Below are 21311 nucleotides of genomic sequence, written 5' to 3' on the forward strand. Positions count from 1 at the left end.
TTACCAGCCACGTTCCTGCATTCTTTCTTCTAAAGAAAGCTTATTAATATCTAAACCTTTCATCGCTGCTCCTAACTCTTTAGAAAGTTCACCGATTAATTTATAGTCTTGATAATGTGTTGTCGCTTGAACAATTGCTTTTGCAAATTTTTCAGGTGATTCTGATTTAAAGATACCAGAACCTACGAATACACCATCAGCTCCTAGCTCCATCATTAATGCTGCATCCGCTGGTGTAGCAACACCACCTGCTGCAAAGTTCACAACTGGTAACTTACCTAAAGCTTTAATCTCTTTTAATACCTCATAAGGTGCGCCTAAAAGTTTAGCTTCCGTCATAATTTCATCATCGTTCATTACAGATAGTTTACGCACTTGTGCATTTACTTTACGTAAGTGACATACAGCTTCAACGATATTTCCTGTACCAGGTTCACCTTTTGTACGTAACATCGCTGCTCCTTCACCGATACGACGCGCTGCTTCACCTAAATCACGACATCCACATACGAATGGTACTGTAAATTCATCTTTCTTTAAATGAAACTCTTCATCTGCTGGAGTTAATACTTCTGACTCATCGATATAGTCAACGCCCATTGCTTCTAATACACGTGCTTCAGTAATGTGACCAATACGACCTTTTGCCATAACAGGTATAGATACTGCATTCATTACCTCTTCAACGATACGAGGGTCAGCCATACGAGCAACGCCGCCTGCTGCACGAATATCACTAGGCACACGTTCTAATGCCATTACAGCTACTGCACCAGCAGCTTCAGCAATTTTTGCTTGTTCAGCGTTGACAACATCCATAATAACGCCGCCTTTTTGCATTTCTGCCATACCACGTTTAACTTTATCTGATCCTACGATTTTACTCATTAATATACACCTCATATTCTGAATTTACACTACAATTACTAATGTATAATATTATCTGATATTATAAAAGTATCAGTTATTAATAAAATAAAGGGGTCAGTTTCATGGAGATACTTACATACAAATTCAGTGATCAAAAATATTTATATACGCAATTATATGAAAACATTAAAAGAGATATTTTATCTGGCAAATTAAAACATAAAGAAAAACTCCCTTCGAAACGTAAACTCAGTACACATCTGAACTTAAGTGGAACCACAATCGAGATCGCATATCAGCAATTACTGGATGAAGGATATATATATTCAGTACCAAAAGTAGGTTTTTTTGTAGAAGATATTCAGACGATAAATATAGCACCTGAAAGTAAATCAGACATGCCAAATCATCATCATAAACAAAGACAGTTATCTCTTAAAATAGAAGACAGTCACATAAAATCATTTCCATTTCACAAATTCAGAAAGTACGCACGAGATGCATTTGAACAAGAGCAATATCATTTACTGGAACTTGGTGATGTTCAGGGAGAAGAAATATTGCGCAATGAAATTAGACGCTATCTATATCATTCTCGCGGAGTGAACTGCGAAAATTATCAAATCATTATCGGCAGTTCTACAGAACAGCTGTTTACCCTCCTTACTAAAATATTAGGTAACAGCTCATATATATTAGAAAACCCTGGTTACCCACTCATTCGAAAAGTATTACAAAGCGAACACAAAGACTATCAGTATATCGATGTTGATGAAGAAGGACTCATCGTTTCATCACTTCCTGAAGATGTTGAAATTGTGCACGTTACACCAAGTCATCAGTTCCCAACAGGTGTCGTACTCAGCGCAAAGCGCAGAACTGAACTGATTAATTGGTCAAAGCAAAAACAAAATCGCTATATTATTGAAGACGATTACGATAGTGAGTTTAGATATAAAGGAAGGCCTCTCGCTGCATTACAAGGTATGAGCAATGATTGTGTGATATATATGAGTACATTCTCAAAATCTATCTATCCAAGCATCAGATGTGCCTATTTAGTACTGCCTGATAAACTGCTGAAATTGTATAAAGCGATGTCAAAGCCAAATAACACTGTTCCAAGACATATTCAATATATGATAGCTGCATTTATGAAAGATGGTGAATTTGAACGGAATATTAACAGGATGAGAAAGGAATATAAGAAGAAATTAGAGCTTGTACTTCAGTCTGTTAAAGAGACCTTTAAGCAAAGCAATATAACTGGCAGTGATGCGGGTATGCACTTCGTACTCGAGACGAAAGAAATTATCAATAAAGATAGTATTGCAATTAATACGATAGATGATTACTATTCTGGAGAAAAAACAAGTTATAAAAATAAGTATATTATCGGATTTGGAAGTATCGAAGACGATGAAATCTCTTCCATTATTAAACGACTAAAAAATTAAACCCATAATAAGTAAAAGTAACTGCACTATGCAGTTACTTTTTTGTATAAAAAAAGAGACCTAACAGGTCCCCAATGTGCGGCTCATCGCATCCATTTATATATTGCCCGGCAACGTCCTACTCTCGCGGATCGTAAGACCAACTACCATCGGCGCTAGAGAGCTTAACTTCTGTGTTCGGTATGGGAACAGGTGTGACCTCTCTGCCATCGTCACCAGACAAATGAAAGAATATGATATCCAGTTTCAACTCGCTGTCCCTATTCATTTTCTAGATCTCATATCGAATCTTGCGATTCTCAGTCGATCTATCAAAAATGATACGGACCATGACGCGCGTCTCAACCTTTAGTTTATACTTTCAAAACTAGATAAAGTAAGTAAGATATATTAGATTCTACCCGGCAATCCCGAATAAAAAATCTATAAAATTGATTAAGTCTTCGATCGATTAGTATTCGTCAGCTCCATACATCACTGTACTTCCACCTCGAACCTATTAACCTCATCATCTTTGAGGGATCTTATAACCGAAGTTGGGAAATCTCATCTTGAGGGGGGCTTCATGCTTAGATGCTTTCAGCACTTATCCCGTCCATACATAGCTACCCAGCTATGCCGCTGGCGCGACAACTGGTACACCAGAGGTATGTCCATCCCGGTCCTCTCGTACTAAGGACAGCTCCTCTCAAATTTCCTACGCCCACGACGGATAGGGACCGAACTGTCTCACGACGTTCTGAACCCGAGCTCGCGTACCGCTTTAATGGGCGAACAGCCCAACCCTTGGGACCGACTACAGCCCCAGGATGCGATGAGCCGACATCGAGGTGCCAAACCTCCCCGTCGATGTGAACTCTTGGGGGAGATAAGCCTGTTATCCCCGGGGTAGCTTTTATCCGTTGAGCGATGGCCCTTCCATGCGGAACCACCGGATCACTAAGTCCGTCTTTCGACCCTGCTCGACTTGTAGGTCTCGCAGTCAAGCTCCCTTGTGCCTTTACACTCTGCGAATGATTTCCAACCATTCTGAGGGAACCTTTGAGCGCCTCCGTTACTCTTTAGGAGGCGACCGCCCCAGTCAAACTGCCCGCCTGACACTGTCTCCCGCCACGATAAGTGGCGCGGGTTAGAAAGTCAACACAGCCAGGGTAGTATCCCACCAGCGCCTCCACGTAAGCTGACGCTCACGCTTCAAAGGCTCCTACCTATCCTGTACAAGCTGTGCCGAATTTCAATATCAGGCTGCAGTAAAGCTCCACGGGGTCTTTCCGTCCTGTCGCGGGTAACCTCGCATCTTCACAGGTACTATGATTTCACCGAGTCTCTCGTTGAGACAGTGCCCAAATCGTTACGCCTTTCGTGCGGGTCGGAACTTACCCGACAAGGAATTTCGCTACCTTAGGACCGTTATAGTTACGGCCGCCGTTTACTGGGGCTTCAATTCGTAGCTTCGCATACGCTAACCACTCCTTTTAACCTTCCAAAGACCGGGCAGGCGTCAGCCCCTATACTTCACCTTACGGTTTTGCAGAGACCTGTGTTTTTGATAAACAGTCGCTTGGGCCTATTCACTGCGGCTCTTCAAGGCTTGCACCCTAAAAAGCACCCCTTCTCCCGAAGTTACGGGGTCATTTTGCCGAGTTCCTTAACGAGAGTTCGCTCGCTCACCTTAGAATTCTCATCTTGACTACCTGTGTCGGTTTGCGGTACGGGCACCTAATTTCTAACTAGAGGCTTTTCTTGGCAGTGTGAAATCAACGACTTCGCTACTATAATTTCGCTCCCCATCACACCTTGATCTTGGTGAGTACCGGATTTGCCTCGATACTCAATCTCAGTGCTTGGACGTACATAACCAACAGTACGCTTCGCCTATCCTACTGCGTCCCCCCATCGTTCAAACAATCTTAGGTGGTACAGGAATATCTACCTGTTGTCCATCGCCTACGCCATTCGGCCTCGGCTTAGGTCCCGACTAACCCAGAGCGGACGAGCCTTCCTCTGGAAACCTTAGTCAATCGGTGGACGGGATTCTCACCCGTCTTTCGCTACTCACACCGGCATTCTCACTTCTAAGCGCTCCACATGTCCTTACGATCATGCTTCGACGCCCTTAGAACGCTCTCCTACCATTGTCCTACGGACAATCCACAGCTTCGGTAATATGTTTAGCCCCGGTACATTTTCGGCGCAGCGTCACTCGACTAGTGAGCTATTACGCACTCTTTAAATGATGGCTGCTTCTAAGCCAACATCCTAGTTGTCTGGGCAACGCCACATCCTTTTCCACTTAACATATATTTTGGGACCTTAGTCGGTGGTCTGGGCTGTTTCCCTCTCGACTACGGACCTTATCACCCGCAGTCTGACTCCCGCATTAAATTATCTGGCATTCGGAGTTTGTCTGAATTCGGTAACCCGAGGGGGGCCCCTAGTCCAAACAGTGCTCTACCTCCAGTAATCATCATGCGAGGCTAGCCCTAAAGCTATTTCGGAGAGAACCAGCTATCTCCAGGTTCGATTGGAATTTCTCCGCTACCCACACCTCATCCGCTCACTTTTCAACGTAAGTCGGTTCGGTCCTCCATTCAGTGTTACCTGAACTTCAACCTGGACATGGGTAGATCACCTGGTTTCGGGTCTACGACCTGATACTCATTCGCCCTATTCAGACTCGCTTTCGCTACGGCTCCACATATACTGCTTAACCTTGCATCAAATCGTAACTCGCCGGTTCATTCTACAAAAGGCACGCCATCACCCATTAACGGGCTCTGACTACTTGTAAGCACACGGTTTCAGGTTCTATTTCACTCCCCTTCCGGGGTGCTTTTCACCTTTCCCTCACGGTACTGGTTCACTATCGGTCACTAGAGAGTATTTAGCCTTGGGAGATGGTCCTCCCGGATTCCGACGGAATTCCACGTGTTCCGCCGTACTCAGGATCCACTCAGGAGAGAATAACTTTTCGACTACAGGGCCTTTACCTTCTATGGCTGACTTTTCCAAAGTCATTCGTCTAAACTATTCCTTTGTAACTCCGTGTTGAGTGTCCTACAACCCCAGAGTGCAAGCACTCTGGTTTGGGCTCTTCCCGTTTCGCTCGCCGCTACTAAGGGAATCGAATTTTCTTTCTCTTCCTCCGGGTACTTAGATGTTTCAGTTCTCCGGGTGTGCCTTCTCATATGCTATGTATTCACATATGGATAACATGACATAACTCATGCTGGGTTTCCCCATTCGGAAATCTCTGGATCAAAGCTTACTTACAGCTCCCCAGAGCATATCGTCGTTAGTAACGTCCTTCTTCGGCTTCTAGTGCCAAGGCATCCACCGTGCGCCCTTAATAACTTAATCTGTTATTAATATTGTGATGTCTGCATAAATGCAGACGCGCGATTTTTTCAAGAATTCAAATATGAACTCACTCGGTTTTGCTTGGTAAAATCTTTATATCTTCTTACTTTATCTAGTTTTCAAAGTACAATATTTAATGGTGGGCCTAAATGGACTCGAACCATCGACCTCACGCTTATCAGGCGTGCGCTCTAACCAGCTGAGCTATAGGCCCATTATTAATTTGAATGTATAAACATTCAAAACTGAATACAATATGTCAATGTCAATTCCTACAGACCTGATGGTCTGTTTCCGTAATTATCCTTAGAAAGGAGGTGATCCAGCCGCACCTTCCGATACGGCTACCTTGTTACGACTTCACCCCAATCATCTGTCCCACCTTCGACGGCTAGCTCCTAAAAGGTTACTCCACCGGCTTCGGGTGTTACAAACTCTCGTGGTGTGACGGGCGGTGTGTACAAGACCCGGGAACGTATTCACCGTAGCATGCTGATCTACGATTACTAGCGATTCCAACTTCATGTAGTCGAGTTGCAGACTACAATCCGAACTGAGAATGGTTTTATGGGATTTGCTTGACCTCGCGGTTTTGCTGCCCTTTGTACCATCCATTGTAGCACGTGTGTAGCCCAAATCATAAGGGGCATGATGATTTGACGTCATCCCCACCTTCCTCCGGTTTGTCACCGGCAGTCTCTCTAGAGTGCCCAACCTAATGATGGCAACTAAAGATAAGGGTTGCGCTCGTTGCGGGACTTAACCCAACATCTCACGACACGAGCTGACGACAACCATGCACCACCTGTCACTTTGTCCCCCGAAGGGGAAAGCTCTATCTCTAGAGTTGTCAAAGGATGTCAAGATTTGGTAAGGTTCTTCGCGTTGCTTCGAATTAAACCACATGCTCCACCGCTTGTGCGGGTCCCCGTCAATTCCTTTGAGTTTCAGTCTTGCGACCGTACTCCCCAGGCGGAGTGCTTAATGCGTTAGCTGCAGCACTGAGGGGCGGAAACCCCCCAACACTTAGCACTCATCGTTTACGGCGTGGACTACCAGGGTATCTAATCCTGTTTGATCCCCACGCTTTCGCACCTCAGCGTCAGTTACAGACCAGAGAGCCGCCTTCGCCACTGGTGTTCCTCCATATCTCTGCGCATTTCACCGCTACACATGGAATTCCACTCTCCTCTTCTGCACTCAAGTCTCCCAGTTTCCAATGACCCTCCCCGGTTGAGCCGGGGGCTTTCACATCAGACTTAAGAGACCGCCTACGCGCGCTTTACGCCCAATAATTCCGGATAACGCTTGCCACCTACGTATTACCGCGGCTGCGGGCACGTAGTTAGCCGTGGCTTTCTGGTAAGGTACCGTCAAGGTACGTTCAGTTACTAACGTACTTGTTCTTCCCTTACAACAGAGTTTTACGATCCGAAAACCTTCTTCACTCACGCGGCGTTGCTCCGTCAGACTTTCGTCCATTGCGGAAGATTCCCTACTGCTGCCTCCCGTAGGAGTCTGGGCCGTGTCTCAGTCCCAGTGTGGCCGATCACCCTCTCAGGTCGGCTATGTATCGTTGCCTTGGTGAGCCGTTACCTCACCAACTAGCTAATACACCGCGGGTCCATCTATAAGTGACAGCAGAACCGTCTTTCACTATCGCTTCATGCGAAGCTAGATATTATCCGGTATTAGCTCCGGTTTCCCGAAGTTATCCCAGTCTTATAGGTAGGTTACCCACGTGTTACTCACCCGTCCGCCGCTAACATCAGAGAGTGCAAGCACTCTCGTCCGTTCGCTCGACTTGCATGTATTAGGCACGCCGCCAGCGTTCATCCTGAGCCAGGATCAAACTCTCCATAATAGATTGCTTGATAAAGCTCTTTGATTGCTTGAGGCAATCACTCTTGGGAGTGAACTTAATCACTCAAATTATTGGAATTAACGTTGACATATTGTCATTCAGTTTTCAATGTTCATTTTTAAATAATAATGGTGGAGACTAGCGGGATCGAACCGCTGACCTCCTGCGTGCAAAGCAGGCGCTCTCCCAGCTGAGCTAAGCCCCCATATTAAGTAAGTCGGGAAGACAGGATTCGAACCTGCGACCCCTTGGTCCCAAACCAAGTGCTCTACCAAGCTGAGCTACTTCCCGTAGCTAATAATAATGGCGCGCCCGAGAGGAGTCGAACCCCTAACCTTTTGATCCGTAGTCAAACGCTCTATCCAATTGAGCTACGGGCGCATATTATAAAAATTAAATGGTGCCGAGGACCGGAATCGAACCGGTACGGTAATCACTTACCGCAGGATTTTAAGTCCTGTGCGTCTGCCAGTTCCGCCACCCCGGCATTTAATTTCTCCAATGGAGCGAAAGACGGGATTCGAACCCGCGACCCCAACCTTGGCAAGGTTGTATTCTACCACTGAACTACTTTCGCGCACTTATTAAAAATAATTATGAGCCATAGAGGATTCGAACCTCTGACCCTTTGATTAAAAGTCAAATGCTCTACCAACTGAGCTAATGGCTCAAAAATGGTGCCGGAAAAAGGACTTGAACCCTCAACCTACTGATTACAAGTCAGTTGCTCTACCAGTTGAGCTATTCCGGCGTAATATTAAATGGTGGAGGATGACGGGCTCGAACCGCCGACCCTCTGCTTGTAAGGCAGATGCTCTCCCAGCTGAGCTAATCCTCCTGGGTATATATTGCCCGGCAACGTCCTACTCTCGCGGATCGTAAGACCAACTACCATCGGCGCTAGAGAGCTTAACTTCTGTGTTCGGTATGGGAACAGGTGTGACCTCTCTGCCATCGTCACCAGACAAATTTTCAATACTTATATAAGTATAACAGCTTCGAAGATATTTTCAATAGTAAATTTTACACTGCGTTCATGAACTTTACAATTGATTCATTTTCTTTAATGCCACTCGTTTCAAGCGACTTTTATATCTTACAAAATACTCATGTTAAAGTCAACACTTTTTCAATACTTTTTTTCTCATTCTTAAAGTTTTATTTTTCTGATAAATAATCTCGCAATAAAAAAACGCTAAAAACCCTTGTTTAAAGGGATTTAGCGCTTAAATTCATTATTTATGTCTCATGTATGGGAATAATAATACATCTCGGATTGATGCACTATCTGTAAGCAACATTACTAAACGGTCAATACCGATACCGAGTCCTCCTGTTGGTGGCATACCATATTCTAATGCTTCGATGTAATCTTCATCCATTTCGTGCGCTTCGTCATTGCCTTGGGCTTTCTCTTCCATTTGCGCTAAGAAACGTTGTTTTTGGTCAATCGGGTCATTTAACTCAGTAAATGCATTCGCGTGTTCACGACGTACAATAAACAATTCAAAACGATCTGTGAAACGTTTATCTTCGGGATTTTGTTTTGCAAGTGGTGATACTTCAACAGGATGGCCATATATAAATGTTGGCTGCACTAAATTTTCTTCTACTTTTTGTTCGAAGAATTCATTTAATACGTGACCGTATTTCATATTCGGCTTTACTTCTACACCATGTTCTTTTGCAAGCGCATGTGCTTCTTCGTCTGTATTTACATTATAGAAATCAACACCTGTAAATTCTTTTACAGCATCAACCATATGCCATCTACGCCATTTTGGTGCAAGGTGAATCTCTTCACCATCATACGTTACTGTTGTAGATCCAGTTACTTTCTCCGCAATATAAGCTACCATCTCTTCAGTTAAATCCATAATATCGTTATAGTCAGCATAAGCTTCATATAATTCGATCATTGTAAATTCAGGATTGTGACGTGTTGAAATTCCTTCGTTACGGAACACGCGTCCAATTTCATAAACTTTCTCTAATCCACCAACGATTAATCGTTTTAAGTGTAATTCAATCGCAATACGCATGTATAATTCCATGTCTAACGCATTATGATGTGTAACGAACGGACGTGCTGCGGCACCTCCGGCAATTGTATGCATCATTGGCGTTTCTACTTCTAAGAAGCCTTTTGCATTTAAGTAGCTACGCATCTCCTGAATAATTTTACTACGTGTAATGAACGTCTGTGTTGATTCATCGCTTGTAATTAAATCAAGATAACGTTGACGGTAACGTTGTTCTACGTCTTGTAAGCCGTGGAATTTGTCAGGTAATGGGCGTAAAGCTTTCGCAAGCATCGTAAATGATGTTGCCTTAACTGAAAGTTCTCCAGTATTCGTCTTAAACATTACACCTTCAACACCTACAATATCTCCTAAGTCAGCACTGTTCCATAAATCGAACTGTTCATCACCCACTGCGTCTTTGCGAACGTAAATCTGAATTTGTCCTTCTAAATCTTTGACATGGGCAAATCCTGCCTTACCTTTACCACGCTTCGTCATAATACGTCCTGCAATCGAGACGTGAGACTCCGCTTCTTTATCATGTAATTCTTCTTTAGAAAAAGCATCCCAATCTTCTTTTAAGCTTTTAGATGTTGCCGTTCTTTCAAATTTCTGTCCGAATGGATCGATTCCTAAATCCAATAAATCTTGCATTTTTTGACGGCGAACCAGCATTTGGTCATTTAATTCTTCAGTCATATTATTCTACTCCTTCTAAAATTTTAGATTCTGATGCTTCTACTTCTTGTTCGAATGTTCTAAGTATATCAACTAATTCATCGCGTGTCTCAGCCTGATTGATTAATTTTCTTGCTTTACCGTTACCTCTAATACCTTTTAAATACCATGATGCATGTTTACGCATTTCCATTACCGCTACCTTTTCACCTTTTAAATTGATCAGACGGTCTAAATGCAATACTGCAACATCCATCTTCTCTGAAATCGGTGGTTCTGGCATGAGTTCTCCAGTTTCTAAATAATGTACTGTTCTATAAATCATCCATGGATTACCCAGTGCTTCACGTCCAATCATCACTGCATCCACGCCTGTCTCATCCAGCATCTTCTTAGCAAGTTCCGGACTTGTAACATCACCATTACCAATAACCGGGATATTTACCGCTTCTTTTACTTGGCGAATGACGTCCCAGTCTGCATGACCTTCATACATTTGCACGCGTGTTCTACCGTGTACTGCGATTGCTGATGCTCCTGCTTTTTCAATCATCTTTGCATTCTCCACAGCGTAAATATGTTCATCATCCCATCCAATGCGCATCTTTACAGTTACCGGCTTATTTACTGCTTCGACTACAGCAGAAACCATTTCATAAATTTTCGGTGGGTCCAATAACCATCTGGCACCCGCTTCACACTTAATAATTTTAGAAACCGGGCAACCCATATTTATATCGATAATATCTGCAGTTGTATTTTGGTCAACATATTTCGCTGCTTCAACAAGCGTCTCTTTTTCTCCACCAAAGATTTGAAGTGACAATGGGCGTTCATTTTCATCAATATACAGCATCTTCATCGTTTTTTCATTGTTAAACAAAATTGCTTTATCACTTACCATTTCAGCGCATACTAATCCTGCACCAAATTCTTTAACCGTCAATCTAAATGCCGCATTACATACACCAGCCATAGGCGCAAGCACTACTTTGTTATTAATTTCAATATCTCCAATTTTCCACATATCATTACCCTCACTTATATTGTCTTACTTCCGGGTCCATAGTTACAAGTTCTCTAATTTTCTTATTTAAGACAGGATGTACTGCTTCAGATGCAATTTCAGCTAACGGGATGAGTACGAAGCTTCGCTCATGCATAAAAGGATGTGGTACTTTCAACCTATCATGTTCAATAACAATCTCATCTATTAACAATACGTCTAAATCTATCGTTCTCGGACCCCAATGAATTTTACGTTCGCGACCTAATTCAAGTTCAATACGCTGAATTTCATTTAAAAATGAAATCGGTGTTAAACTCGTTTCAACAACCGCTGCACCATTTAAAAAGTCGTCCTGCTCAACCCCACCAACAGGGACAGTTTCATACAAAGATGATACTGCTAAAAGCTTTGTATCTTGAATTTGCTCAAGCTTTCGCAATGCTTCGTTTATTTGATATTCTCTATCACCTATATTGCTACCAAAGCTAATATAAACTTTCATTTATTGACGCTCCCTAACAATTTCTACACCCACACCATCATACACACCAGGTATTGGTGGATTTTGTTTTGTAATCTTTACTTTTAACGCCATTATCTGATTATAGTGATTGAAGAGTGTTTTTGCAATACGTTCTGCTACATGCTCAAGTAGTTTAGACTGAATTTGCATCTCGCGCTTCACATCTTCATATACTGCACCGTAGTTTACAGTATGTTCCAGATCATCTGTTTCCCCTGCATGCTTCAAATCTACATCAAGAGAAACGTCTACGATAAAGATCTGACCTATTTCATTTTCCGCTTCAAACACACCATGATACGCATAGAATTGCATTCCATCTATAAATATTCTATCCATCACAATCTCCTTTTAGTTGATCCATTACACGTAAAAATCTACTATTCATCAAAACATTATGAACGCGCACCGCATCTACACCTGCATTCACACCAATTGCCGTTGTTGCAAGTGTCCCTTCATCACGATCGGCAGGTACTGAGTTGTCGTTCAGTAATTCTTTCACCATACGTTTACGACTAGTAGCTAACAATACTTTATATCCTATTTGCGTAAGTTCTTCAAGCCTTCTCATAACCTCAACTTCTTGATTACGGTTCTTTGCAAACCCAATACCTGGATCAAGCCAAATTTTATCTCTTTCAATGCCAGCTTGTTCTGCTGCTCTTGCTTGTGTACATAAATCTGTGATCATATGTTCCATCACATCACCAACGACTTCCGTCTCTGCATTGTGCATCAATACAATGTCTGCATCGTACTGTGCTACAACATCGAACATCGACTGATCAAACTTTCCAGCCCATTGGTCATTAATAATACTGCATCCTGCCTTCAGAGCTTCACGCGCTACTTCACTACGAAAAGTATCTACTGAAAGCAGTACCTTTTCATCTTTCAGCGCTTCTATCACCGGAATAACGCGATTTAATTCTTCTTCGATAGAAATCTCTGTATATCCAGGTCGCGTTGAATAGCCACCGATATCGATAATATCCGCACCTTCTTCAATCATCTCTCGCGCATGACTTACCGCGGTTTGTAAAGTATTATATTTTCCACCATCCGAAAATGAATCAGGCGTTACATTCAGGATTCCCATTACTTGTGTTCGTTTCACTTATCTCACCTCATCTTAGTTTGTAAATATTATATCAAAAATAGACAAGGTATAAAAAAATAACAAAATCCCACAAAAATCAATCGATTTAAGTGGGATTCAATAAGGTTATTAATCCGCTAAGTTAGCAAATAATACTGTTGATAAATAACGCTCCCCGTTACTTGGGATGATTGCAATAACATTTTTATCTTCACCAAGTTCGACCGCTTTATCAATTGCAGCTTTGACCGCAGCACCTGATGAAATTCCTACAAGAATACCTTCTTCTTTGGCTATTTTTCGACTCATTTCCATCGCTTCATCATTCGTTACTTGCTGAATGCTTGTATAAACCTCTGTATCTAAAGTTTGAGGTACAAAGCCTGCGCCGATACCTTGTATTTTATGCGGTCCAGGTTGTCCGCCACCTAATACTGGAGAATCAGCAGGTTCTACCGCGACAATCTCAACATCTGGATTATGTTTTTTTAATACGCGTCCAGCACCTGTTAGTGTTCCGCCCGTACCAACACCTGAAATAAAGGCATCAATCGATAACCCTTCCATCGCTTCAATAATCTCAGGTCCTGTCGTCAGTTCGTGCACTTTAGGGTTGGACATGTTTTCAAATTGTTGCGGCATAAAGTAACCATTTTGTTCTTTAAGTTCATTCGCTTTTTGAATTGCGCCCTTCATTCCTTCAGCGCCAGGAGTAAGTACGAGCTCAGCACCATATGCACGTAACAATGTACGACGCTCTTGACTCATCGTATCCGGCATAACTAAAGTCGCTTTATAACCTTTTGCTGCTGCCACCATTGCAAGACCAATTCCAGTATTTCCTGACGTCGGTTCGACAATTGTATCACCAGGTTTAATAATACCTTCTTTTTCGGCTGCTTCAATCATCGCAAGTGCGATTCTATCTTTCACTGAGCTTCCTGGATTTTGATACTCTAACTTTACATAAATATTTGCTGCTCCAGCTGGAACAATATTATTCAACTTAACTAAAGGTGTATTCCCGATTAAGTCTGTGATGCGTTCAACTCTTTGTGTCATGATAATTCCTCCAAATTGTAATTTTATTCTTATTACACTTATCGGATTTATTATATCAAATTCACACACAAGATAAAAATATTCAAGCTTATATTAATCTGTAATCAATGCTCTAAGATCTTCTTCAGAATAATGATATTGTTCTCTACAGAAATGACACTCTACTTCTGCACCATGATCTTCTTCAATCATGCTTACAATTTCCGCCTCTCCTAAGCCTTTAATAGCAGCAAGAAACTTCTCTCTACCACAATTACATTTAAATTCTATAGGCATCTGATCGAGTATACGAATATTGTCTTCTCCAAGCACTTCTTCAAGCACTTGTTCAGGAGACAAACCACGATCAATCAAAGTTGAGATTGGAGTTAAGTTCGCAAGACGCTCTTCTAATAAAGAGATTGTTTCTTCGCTCGCACCAGGCATCAGCTGAATGATAAAACCACCTGCTGCTTCAGTAACTTCTTCAGGTGTACATAATACACCGAGACCTACAGCACTTGGTACTTGTTCACTTGTCGCAAAATAGTAGGTAAAATCTTCAGCAATTTCACCATTATGCAATTCAGTAGATCCTGTAAAGTAGTCTCTCATCCCTATATCTTTAACCACTCGTAAAAACCCATTTGCTCCCACTGCGGCACCAACATTCATCTTACCTGGACGAATAGATTCAACTTCTATATGTGGATTTTCTACGTAACCTCTTACTTCACCTTTACCATTCGCATCAACAACGATTTGTCCTAATGGTCCGCCACCATTAATCGTTATCGTCAATTTTTCTTCATTTTTTAACATTGCACCCATCATCGCTCCAGCAGTAATCGTTCTACCTAACGCCGCTGTTCCTACACGCCATGTGTCATGCTTTTGTCTTGCAGTTTCAACTGTATTTGTAGTACGTACACTAAAGGCACGTACTTCATCATTAAATGCTAAGGCTCTTACTAAATAATCTTGTGTCATCTTGACTCTCCTTTAAAAAATCCCTTTTCATCTCATAGTAAAGAAGAAAAGGGATTGGTTTGTTAAAATTTGTCTTTATCTAATCTATCTACTTTAGGTTCTGGTTCTTGTTCATTTTCTTCAACAGGTACATCTGGATTTTTTAACTGCTCTTTCACTTCTTCATAAGATGAGCCTGTTTCTTCTTCATCTTCATCCTTAATCGTAACACGGCTATTATCTGAAGTATTGTCCATTACTTTCTCATCTTTTTCTTTAATATGATATAAATGAGAATCATCGTAGCTTACTTCTGGTAGTGTCCCGTTTTCAAATAAGCTATTGATTTGGTTGGCAACTAGTGTTTCTTCTGTTAATAACGTCTTAGCAATTAAATTAAGTTTGTCTTGATTTTCAAGTAAAATCTGTTTACAACGTTCGTAACTTTCTTTGATGATACGTTGTACTTCAAGGTCAATCTCATAAGCAATCTGATCTGAATAATTAGCTTCGTGACCCATATCACGTCCAAGGAATACTTCACCTTGTGATTGGCCGAATTGTAATGGTCCAAGCTTATCGCTCATACCATATTCAGTTACCATTTTACGAGCAATTCCTGTCGCACGCTGGAAGTCATTGTGTGCACCTGTAGATACTTCACCGAATGTAATTTCTTCTGCTACTCGTCCACCAAGTAAACCAACAATCTTGTCTAACAACTCAGGCTTCGTCATGAAATAACGATCTTGCTTCGGTAACATCATTGCATATCCACCGGCATTTCCACGTGGAACGATTGTTACTTTGTGAACCATCTCTGCTTCATCAAGTACACAACCGATAATGGTATGACCTGCTTCGTGCCATGCAACAATATTTCGTTCTTTTACCGAGATAACACGTGATTTCTTCGCTGGACCAGCAATTACACGGTCTGTTGCTTCATCAATATCACGCATATCAATTTTAGTCTTACCTTGACGTGCCGCAACAAGTGCTGCTTCATTTAATAGATTTTCTAAATCTGCTCCAGAGAACCCAGGAGTACGTTGGCTAAGTGCCTTTAAGTCTACTGTTTCATCGAATGGTTTGTTACGTGCATGTACTTTAAGTACTGCTTCACGACCCTTAACGTCCGGTGCACCTACTTGAATTTGACGATCAAAACGTCCTGGACGAAGTAAGGCAGGGTCAAGTATATCCGGTCTGTTCGTAGCTGCAATCATAATGATTCCTTCGTTTTCACCGAAACCATCCATTTCAACTAATAACTGGTTTAATGTTTGTTCACGTTCATCGTGACCGCCACCGACACCAGCACCACGTTGACGTCCTACTGCATCAATTTCATCGATAAAGATAATACATGGTGCATTCTTCTTTGCATTTTCAAATAAATCACGTACACGACTAGCACCAACACCGACAAACATTTCCACGAAGTCAGAACCACTAATTGAGAAGAATGGTACGCCTGCTTCACCAGCAACTGCACGTGCAAGCAATGTCTTACCTGTACCAGGAGGTCCTACTAAAAGAACACCTTTAGGAATTCTTGCACCCATCTTCTTAAATTTACGATTGTCTTTTAAGAAATCGACAATTTCAACAAGCTCTTGCTTCTCTTCATCAGCTCCAGCAACATCGCTGAAACGTACTTTTTTCTTCTTATCGTCATATAATTTGGCTTTCGATTTACCGAAATTCATAACACGGCCACCGCCGCCGCCACCTTGTGATTGAGAGAGGAAGAAGATAAAGACGAATGCTAATAATAAAATCGGGATTAGTGTACTTAACATACCTAAAAATACATTTTCTTTATCAGCTGGTTTAATATCAAACTTTAAATCACCTTTTTGATCTTCGGCAATTTTAGTAATCTTCTCTAAATCTTTCTGGTTGTTATACATCAGTACAGAAGTAAATGTTTCATTTGCTTTTGCACCTTTTAACTTTCCTTTTACGAGGTAAACTTCCTGTCCTGGCTGAATTGTCATTTCTTCAACTTCGCCTTTTTCAAGTTCGGACATGAGTTTTGTATATGTCATTTGCTTGGGCATTGATCCAGTGCCGTTAATCATCGAGAACACACCGAATATTACAATACCAACAAGCGCTACCATTAAAATACTACGAAAGGCTTTTTGCATTCAAATTTTCCTCCTACTCCATATATAAAGCTAAAAAGCATTTTACCATATTTAACTATATTCAATCTACTATTTAAACTTAAGGGGAAATAACAACATTTGAGTGTTATTTAGTATATACTTCTTCTTTCAGCAAACCGATATACGGCAGATTTCTATAATGCTCTTGATAGTCAAGGCCATATCCTACTACAAACTCATCCGGTATTTTTTCACCTACATATTTTGCTTCGATATCTACCTTTCTGCGCATTGGTTTATCGAGTAATGTGACGATTTCGATTGAGTTAGCCTTGCGATACTTTAATAAGTCTACAATAGCATTTAACGTAGTACCTGTCTCAAGAATATCTTCTATGATGATCAAATCACGACCTTCTACAGAAACATCTAAATCCTTCAAAATCTTTACTTCTCCAGTGGATTCCATTCCGCCATGATAACTAGACACATCCATAAATTCTAATTCAACATGGGTATCAATATTTTTAATAAGATCTGCCATGAATAAAATTGATCCCTTTAATATACCGATACACAGCGGGTTTTTCCCAGCGTAATCTTTAGTGATTTCACTTCCTAACCGTTTGCAAGTATCTTGAATTTGTTCGCTCGTTAAAATTGTACTTTTAATATCATTGTGCATATTAATACTCCTTTGAAATTTTTATATGTTGATTCATAAAATGGTTACTCGACTTTAAATTTCCAATAGCAATGATTATTCCCTCATATACTATGAGCGGAATAGTGTCTCTTTCATATATGGGAATCTTTAAATCTTTCATTATTCTAGAAACCTTTTGATGATGACCATCAGTAGAGAGCACATCTCCTTCTTGACGATTCCTTACTATTATATCACTTTTTAAATAATTTACTTGAATCATATATTCATTAAATTTATACTTCCCTGGTAACGAAATGTGAAGAAAGTTATTCTTCTCTTCTTGTTTACGCACCGTAATGTGGTCATAGGCCATATACAATGTATATTCTCCAAATGTATATGACGCGTGCGTAGCCTCCGTCTTCATCACTCGTATGATCTCATCAACTTCACGCACACTGATAGATTCATCTATAAAATGACTTAATAATGACTGGATGACATATTGCTGCACAAGATGATTCTCTTTCTTTAGCTGCGTACGGTTAACACTGTTAATTTCTATACCTTCTGAATACTTCACCGCACATTGTCTGACCAATGATTGTGCCAAGTCTATGTAATGGGCAACGTGTAGCAAGTTATCTTTTGAAAGCTTTGCCTCATCTAACTTATCTATAATTTCATTCCTTATGTAATTACGAGTATACTTTATCTCTTCGTTTGATTCATCTTCCATAAATGGAACACGTTCACGCTCTGCATATTGATACAATTCTGATTTAGAATAATTTAATAGTGGCTTCCCGTAATTCACCGTACCCTTTACAATCATCTGCATACTTGGAGGCTGAAAAGTAAAACGGTTAGATAGCAACCTGAAGAATATCGTTTCAATCTGATCATCTTTATGATGCGCGGTCAGAACCCAGCTGATACCTTTTTCTTTTGCAGTCCACTCAAAAAAAGCATAGCGGAGTTTCCTCGCTTTGTGCTGAATACTTTTGCTTAAATCGAAAGTTCCTTGTGGTATCGTATAGACGATAAGTTCGAGTCCATGTAATGTACAATATCGTTGCAACATCTCTTGTTCTTCTTGCGATATATCACGTAACTGATGATTAACATGCAGTACATATAACTGCTTAAAGCACCCTGATTGTCTTATTTTATCGAGTAATACCATACTATCAACACCGCCCGAAACAGCAACGCCAATGTTCTCATCTTTTTTCCAGAAACGTTCCATTTCATCACCTTTTATCAATAAAATAAAACAATCTCACTAAAGTAATATTTAAGTGAGATTGTTTAATGCTAAAAAATAATATTAGCGTTTTGATCCACGACCACCACGACGAGATTCTGATTGTCGCTTAATTGAAGTTTGTCTGTCTTCACTGTCTTTTAGGAAGTTTGATAATTGTTTCTCAAAATCTTCCGGTTTTTTTTCAACTTTAGGGGCTACAGGTTTTTTAGGACGCTCTTTTGCTTTCTTAATAGAAAGACTAATTTTACCATCCTGACCAATCGTCAATACTTTAACTTCTACTTCATCGCCGACTTTTAAATGATCTGCAACATTCTCTACATAGCTATCTGCAACTTCACTGATGTGTACAAGACCACTTTTTCCTTCAGGTAATTCAACGAAAGCACCGAAATTTTTAACACCTGTAACTTTACCTTTTAATTTGTTTCCAACTTCAATTGACATAAGATTAATAAATCCTCCTGATAAAATTCTTCATAATATACCATTATATGCTTACTCACTACTTTTTACAACGCTATAAATCTAAATAGTCAGTGAATTCTTTATTGCCCTTCACTATCTGACTTCGAATCTTTATTATCCGGTAACTTAAAGATTACTTCTCCATCATTGCTCAGGAAATATTCACTTCTTGCTATTTTCTCAATATATTCTTTACTATTGAGTTGTTTTAGCTTTTCTCTAAGTACAATCTCTTTTTCCTGCAATTGCTTATATTCTGCACGTTGCTTAGCATGCTCTTCTTTTAGGTGGTTATTGACACTTATCTGATATAACAACACTCCCGTTAGAAGTAGCAAGATACTCAATAATCCTCCACCGAATACGAACAACCTTTTCTTTATTACTCGATTATTTTTTCTTTTCCTTCGTTCTCGCAACGCTTTTTCTGAAATATAGTCATTGTCCAGATTACTCACTTTTTTTGCCACGCATAACACCTCTATTCATCAGCGTGTATTTTTTCTTCTGACACCACTTCAAACATACCTTTTGCATTATCTTTTGTTGCATGCTCTTTTAAATCAGTCACTTTAACCGTGATAACACGTTGTCCAAGCCTTACTTCCAATACGTCATCAATCGTTACATTGCTTGAGGCCTTAGCCACATTGCCATTGATTTTAATGCGTCCCTGGTCACTGACTTCCTTTGCTAAAGTACGTCTTTTTATCAACCGTGATACTTTTAAATATTTATCGAGTCTCATTCTCTTCACCTACCAATACTTTAAGTGCTTGCTGAACTGTCATTTTCTGATTGTTAACCAAATCATATAATTTTAAATATAAATCTGCAAAAATTTTCTCTTGTTTTATCTGTTTTTCTTCTTTACCTTCTGATTGCTTTGCATTTTTCCACACTTGATTTAATTCTTCAATGCTGTTTACTTCTACTCCTTCTCCAAATATATGCGGATGACGTCTAATCATCTTTTCGCTAATAGCCTGGACAATTTCACGTGTATCAAACATCATTGACTTCTTGCCAATCGCACCATGGAACACTACTTGAAGAAGTATATCTCCTAACTCTTCAAGTATATGGTCGATATCATCATTATCAATCGCTTCAAATAATTCATATGCCTCTTCCAAAAGGTAACGTTTCAAGCTAGAATGGGTTTGAACTTTATCAAATGGACATCCGTCATCTGCAACTAATCTATCCATAATGGATGTTAAATATTCAAAATCTCCAGCATAATGTTCTTGACTTAACGCAGGTACAAAAAGCGAAGTTAAATTAGATAGCTCAAAGTCATGATCCATCTCATATAAAGGGCACCACTTAACTGCTGATCCTTGCCCTCTGGCACCTGTAACTATAGCAACTTTGTGATCGTCAGGGTATTTCTCCATCAATGTAACTTTCACATCTCCTGCTATCATCTGATCGTATACTTGCGTGATGATTAATGCATTTCTAATATTAATCGCTTCACTTGTCATCATCGTCCCGTCCAGCATTTGAAATCCATTATTAGGATCAAATGATACTGCCTGGAATAAGTCATCGATAAAGCTTTTCCCACCTAACACTTCTATATCGATAGCTTTATCCTGTAATAATAACTCCGTTGTAGATTCTGCCACCATTGGATGTCCAGGAACTGCATAAACAATATCATCATCCATCGCTTTTTCTTTTAAAGTCTGAACAATTTCTGCATATACTTCGCTAAATTGATCATGCTTTTCATACACTTCATCGAAACTGATCCACTCGATATCTTCTAAATCTTCTACTACCGGATGCGTTAATGTACGAACATATACTTTATCTACTTTATTTAAAAAGCGATAAATACCAAACGGTAGTTCATCTAACCCATAGTTCCCTAATCCTACCACTGTTATCTTACCCATCAA

16 protein-coding genes, 9 tRNA genes and 4 rRNA genes are annotated in these 21311 nt (G+C 40.5%); 1 reads left to right on the top strand and 28 read right to left on the bottom strand.

All coding sequences use genetic code 11. The features are described 5' to 3' along the window. Entirely contained in the window at window positions 1-888 is an 888-nt protein-coding gene (gene pdxS, locus QA539_RS10185) for a pyridoxal 5'-phosphate synthase lyase subunit PdxS (RefSeq protein WP_413475389.1), read from the bottom strand. A gap of 104 nt (window positions 889-992) precedes the next feature. On the opposite strand from pdxS, the gene QA539_RS10190 reads away from it, so the two are divergent. Further along, a complete protein-coding gene (locus QA539_RS10190) occupies window positions 993-2327 on the top strand; it encodes a PLP-dependent aminotransferase family protein (protein ID WP_219493329.1) in 1335 nt (444 codons plus the stop codon). Between the two features lie 105 nt (window positions 2328-2432). On the opposite strand, the gene rrf (QA539_RS10195) is transcribed toward QA539_RS10190, so the two are convergent. The 27 genes from rrf (QA539_RS10195) to QA539_RS10325 all read right to left on the bottom strand — a co-directional run bounded on the left by rrf (QA539_RS10195) (window position 2433) and on the right by QA539_RS10325 (window position 21311). Then, window positions 2433-2547, bottom strand: a 5S ribosomal RNA gene (gene rrf / locus QA539_RS10195). 211 nt (window positions 2548-2758) lie between these two features. After that, window positions 2759-5687, bottom strand: a 23S ribosomal RNA gene (locus QA539_RS10200). 137 nt (window positions 5688-5824) lie between these two features. Beyond that, a tRNA-Ile gene (locus QA539_RS10205) sits at window positions 5825-5901 on the bottom strand. A 96-nt stretch (window positions 5902-5997) separates the two neighbouring features. Next, window positions 5998-7551 (bottom strand): 16S ribosomal RNA (locus tag QA539_RS10210). A 129-nt stretch (window positions 7552-7680) separates the two neighbouring features. Continuing rightward, window positions 7681-7756, bottom strand: a tRNA-Ala gene (locus tag QA539_RS10215). Window positions 7757-7768: 12 nt separating this feature from the next. Beyond that, window positions 7769-7842 (bottom strand) — tRNA-Pro (locus QA539_RS10220). Between the two features lie 13 nt (window positions 7843-7855). Then, a tRNA-Arg gene (locus QA539_RS10225) sits at window positions 7856-7932 on the bottom strand. A 17-nt stretch (window positions 7933-7949) separates the two neighbouring features. Continuing rightward, window positions 7950-8038: transfer RNA gene (locus tag QA539_RS10230), tRNA-Leu, on the bottom strand. 15 nt (window positions 8039-8053) lie between these two features. Beyond that, a tRNA-Gly gene (locus tag QA539_RS10235) sits at window positions 8054-8128 on the bottom strand. Between the two features lie 20 nt (window positions 8129-8148). Further along, window positions 8149-8221 (bottom strand) — tRNA-Lys (locus tag QA539_RS10240). Between the two features lie 5 nt (window positions 8222-8226). Then, window positions 8227-8302: transfer RNA gene (locus tag QA539_RS10245), tRNA-Thr, on the bottom strand. A gap of 11 nt (window positions 8303-8313) precedes the next feature. Further along, a tRNA-Val gene (locus QA539_RS10250) sits at window positions 8314-8389 on the bottom strand. Between the two features lie 12 nt (window positions 8390-8401). Continuing rightward, window positions 8402-8516 (bottom strand): 5S ribosomal RNA (gene rrf / locus QA539_RS10255). Together the 16S, 23S and 5S rRNA genes with 9 tRNA genes alongside form the textbook arrangement of a ribosomal RNA operon. A gap of 270 nt (window positions 8517-8786) precedes the next feature. Then, window positions 8787-10274, bottom strand: coding sequence for a lysine--tRNA ligase (lysS, locus tag QA539_RS10260; RefSeq protein ID WP_219493331.1), 1488 nt, complete (start codon window positions 10272-10274; stop codon window positions 8787-8789). 1 nt (window position 10275) lies between these two features. Continuing rightward, a complete protein-coding gene (dusB, locus tag QA539_RS10265) occupies window positions 10276-11280 on the bottom strand; it encodes a tRNA dihydrouridine synthase DusB (RefSeq protein WP_419895179.1) in 1005 nt (334 codons plus the stop codon). Window positions 11281-11290: 10 nt separating this feature from the next. Further along, complete coding sequence (folK, locus tag QA539_RS10270; RefSeq protein WP_219493333.1) at window positions 11291-11764, bottom strand: 2-amino-4-hydroxy-6-hydroxymethyldihydropteridine diphosphokinase; 474 nt, start codon at window positions 11762-11764, stop codon at window positions 11291-11293. After that, the gene (folB, locus tag QA539_RS10275) at window positions 11765-12127 is read right to left on the bottom strand and encodes a dihydroneopterin aldolase (protein ID WP_219493335.1); all 363 of its coding nucleotides are present in this window, start codon (window positions 12125-12127) and stop codon (window positions 11765-11767) included. Next, the gene (folP, locus tag QA539_RS10280) at window positions 12117-12905 is read right to left on the bottom strand and encodes a dihydropteroate synthase (RefSeq protein ID WP_219493337.1); all 789 of its coding nucleotides are present in this window, start codon (window positions 12903-12905) and stop codon (window positions 12117-12119) included. The genes folB and folP overlap by 11 nt, the downstream gene beginning before the upstream one ends. 111 nt (window positions 12906-13016) lie before the next feature. Next, window positions 13017-13949 (bottom strand): cysteine synthase A, encoded by a 933-nt coding sequence (gene cysK, locus QA539_RS10285; RefSeq protein ID WP_419895180.1) that lies wholly within the window; start codon window positions 13947-13949, stop codon window positions 13017-13019. Between the two features lie 93 nt (window positions 13950-14042). Continuing rightward, window positions 14043-14918: an Hsp33 family molecular chaperone HslO gene (hslO, locus tag QA539_RS10290; protein WP_219493340.1), complete on the bottom strand. Its 876-nt coding sequence runs from the start codon at window positions 14916-14918 to the stop codon at window positions 14043-14045. A 62-nt stretch (window positions 14919-14980) separates the two neighbouring features. After that, window positions 14981-17053 (bottom strand): ATP-dependent zinc metalloprotease FtsH, encoded by a 2073-nt coding sequence (ftsH, locus tag QA539_RS10295; RefSeq protein ID WP_413475481.1) that lies wholly within the window; start codon window positions 17051-17053, stop codon window positions 14981-14983. 106 nt (window positions 17054-17159) lie between these two features. Next, window positions 17160-17699, bottom strand: coding sequence for a hypoxanthine phosphoribosyltransferase (hpt, locus tag QA539_RS10300; RefSeq protein ID WP_283722615.1), 540 nt, complete (start codon window positions 17697-17699; stop codon window positions 17160-17162). Window position 17700: 1 nt separating this feature from the next. After that, complete coding sequence (gene tilS, locus QA539_RS10305) at window positions 17701-18912, bottom strand: tRNA lysidine(34) synthetase TilS (RefSeq protein ID WP_419895181.1); 1212 nt, start codon at window positions 18910-18912, stop codon at window positions 17701-17703. Window positions 18913-18993: 81 nt separating this feature from the next. Continuing rightward, entirely contained in the window at window positions 18994-19380 is a 387-nt protein-coding gene (locus tag QA539_RS10310; protein ID WP_219493345.1) for a S1 domain-containing RNA-binding protein, read from the bottom strand. Between the two features lie 101 nt (window positions 19381-19481). After that, entirely contained in the window at window positions 19482-19871 is a 390-nt protein-coding gene (locus QA539_RS10315) for an FtsB family cell division protein (RefSeq protein WP_219493346.1), read from the bottom strand. Window positions 19872-19882: 11 nt separating this feature from the next. Further along, window positions 19883-20149 carry an RNA-binding S4 domain-containing protein gene (locus QA539_RS10320; RefSeq protein ID WP_041636228.1) on the bottom strand — a complete coding sequence of 89 codons (267 nt, stop codon included), beginning with the start codon at window positions 20147-20149 and terminating at the stop codon, window positions 19883-19885. Next, complete coding sequence (locus tag QA539_RS10325; protein ID WP_419895182.1) at window positions 20136-21311, bottom strand: MazG nucleotide pyrophosphohydrolase domain-containing protein; 1176 nt, start codon at window positions 21309-21311, stop codon at window positions 20136-20138. The genes QA539_RS10320 and QA539_RS10325 overlap by 14 nt, the downstream gene beginning before the upstream one ends.

The organism is Macrococcus psychrotolerans (assembly GCF_038095555.1).
In the GTDB taxonomy this organism is placed as follows: domain Bacteria; phylum Bacillota; class Bacilli; order Staphylococcales; family Staphylococcaceae; genus Macrococcoides; species Macrococcoides psychrotolerans.

Excerpts from the sequence above, each read along its gene's own strand:
- cysK (WP_419895180.1), bottom strand. The coding sequence starts at position 13,949 with ATGACACAAAGAGTTGAACGCATCACAGACTTAATCGGGAATACACCT.
- QA539_RS10320 (WP_041636228.1), bottom strand. The coding sequence starts at position 20,149 with ATGAGACTCGATAAATATTTAAAAGTATCACGGTTGATAAAAAGACGT.
- ftsH (WP_413475481.1), bottom strand. The coding sequence starts at position 17,053 with ATGCAAAAAGCCTTTCGTAGTATTTTAATGGTAGCGCTTGTTGGTATT.
- hpt (WP_283722615.1), bottom strand. The coding sequence starts at position 17,699 with ATGCACAATGATATTAAAAGTACAATTTTAACGAGCGAACAAATTCAA.
- pdxS (WP_413475389.1), bottom strand. The coding sequence starts at position 888 with ATGAGTAAAATCGTAGGATCAGATAAAGTTAAACGTGGTATGGCAGAA.
- hslO (WP_219493340.1), bottom strand. The coding sequence starts at position 14,918 with ATGACACAAGATTATTTAGTAAGAGCCTTAGCATTTAATGATGAAGTA.
- QA539_RS10310 (WP_219493345.1), bottom strand. The coding sequence starts at position 19,380 with ATGTCAATTGAAGTTGGAAACAAATTAAAAGGTAAAGTTACAGGTGTT.
- dusB (WP_419895179.1), bottom strand. The coding sequence starts at position 11,280 with ATGTGGAAAATTGGAGATATTGAAATTAATAACAAAGTAGTGCTTGCG.
- folK (WP_219493333.1), bottom strand. The coding sequence starts at position 11,764 with ATGAAAGTTTATATTAGCTTTGGTAGCAATATAGGTGATAGAGAATAT.
- lysS (WP_219493331.1), bottom strand. The coding sequence starts at position 10,274 with ATGACTGAAGAATTAAATGACCAAATGCTGGTTCGCCGTCAAAAAATG.
- QA539_RS10190 (WP_219493329.1), top strand. The coding sequence starts at position 993 with ATGGAGATACTTACATACAAATTCAGTGATCAAAAATATTTATATACG.
- tilS (WP_419895181.1), bottom strand. The coding sequence starts at position 18,912 with ATGGAACGTTTCTGGAAAAAAGATGAGAACATTGGCGTTGCTGTTTCG.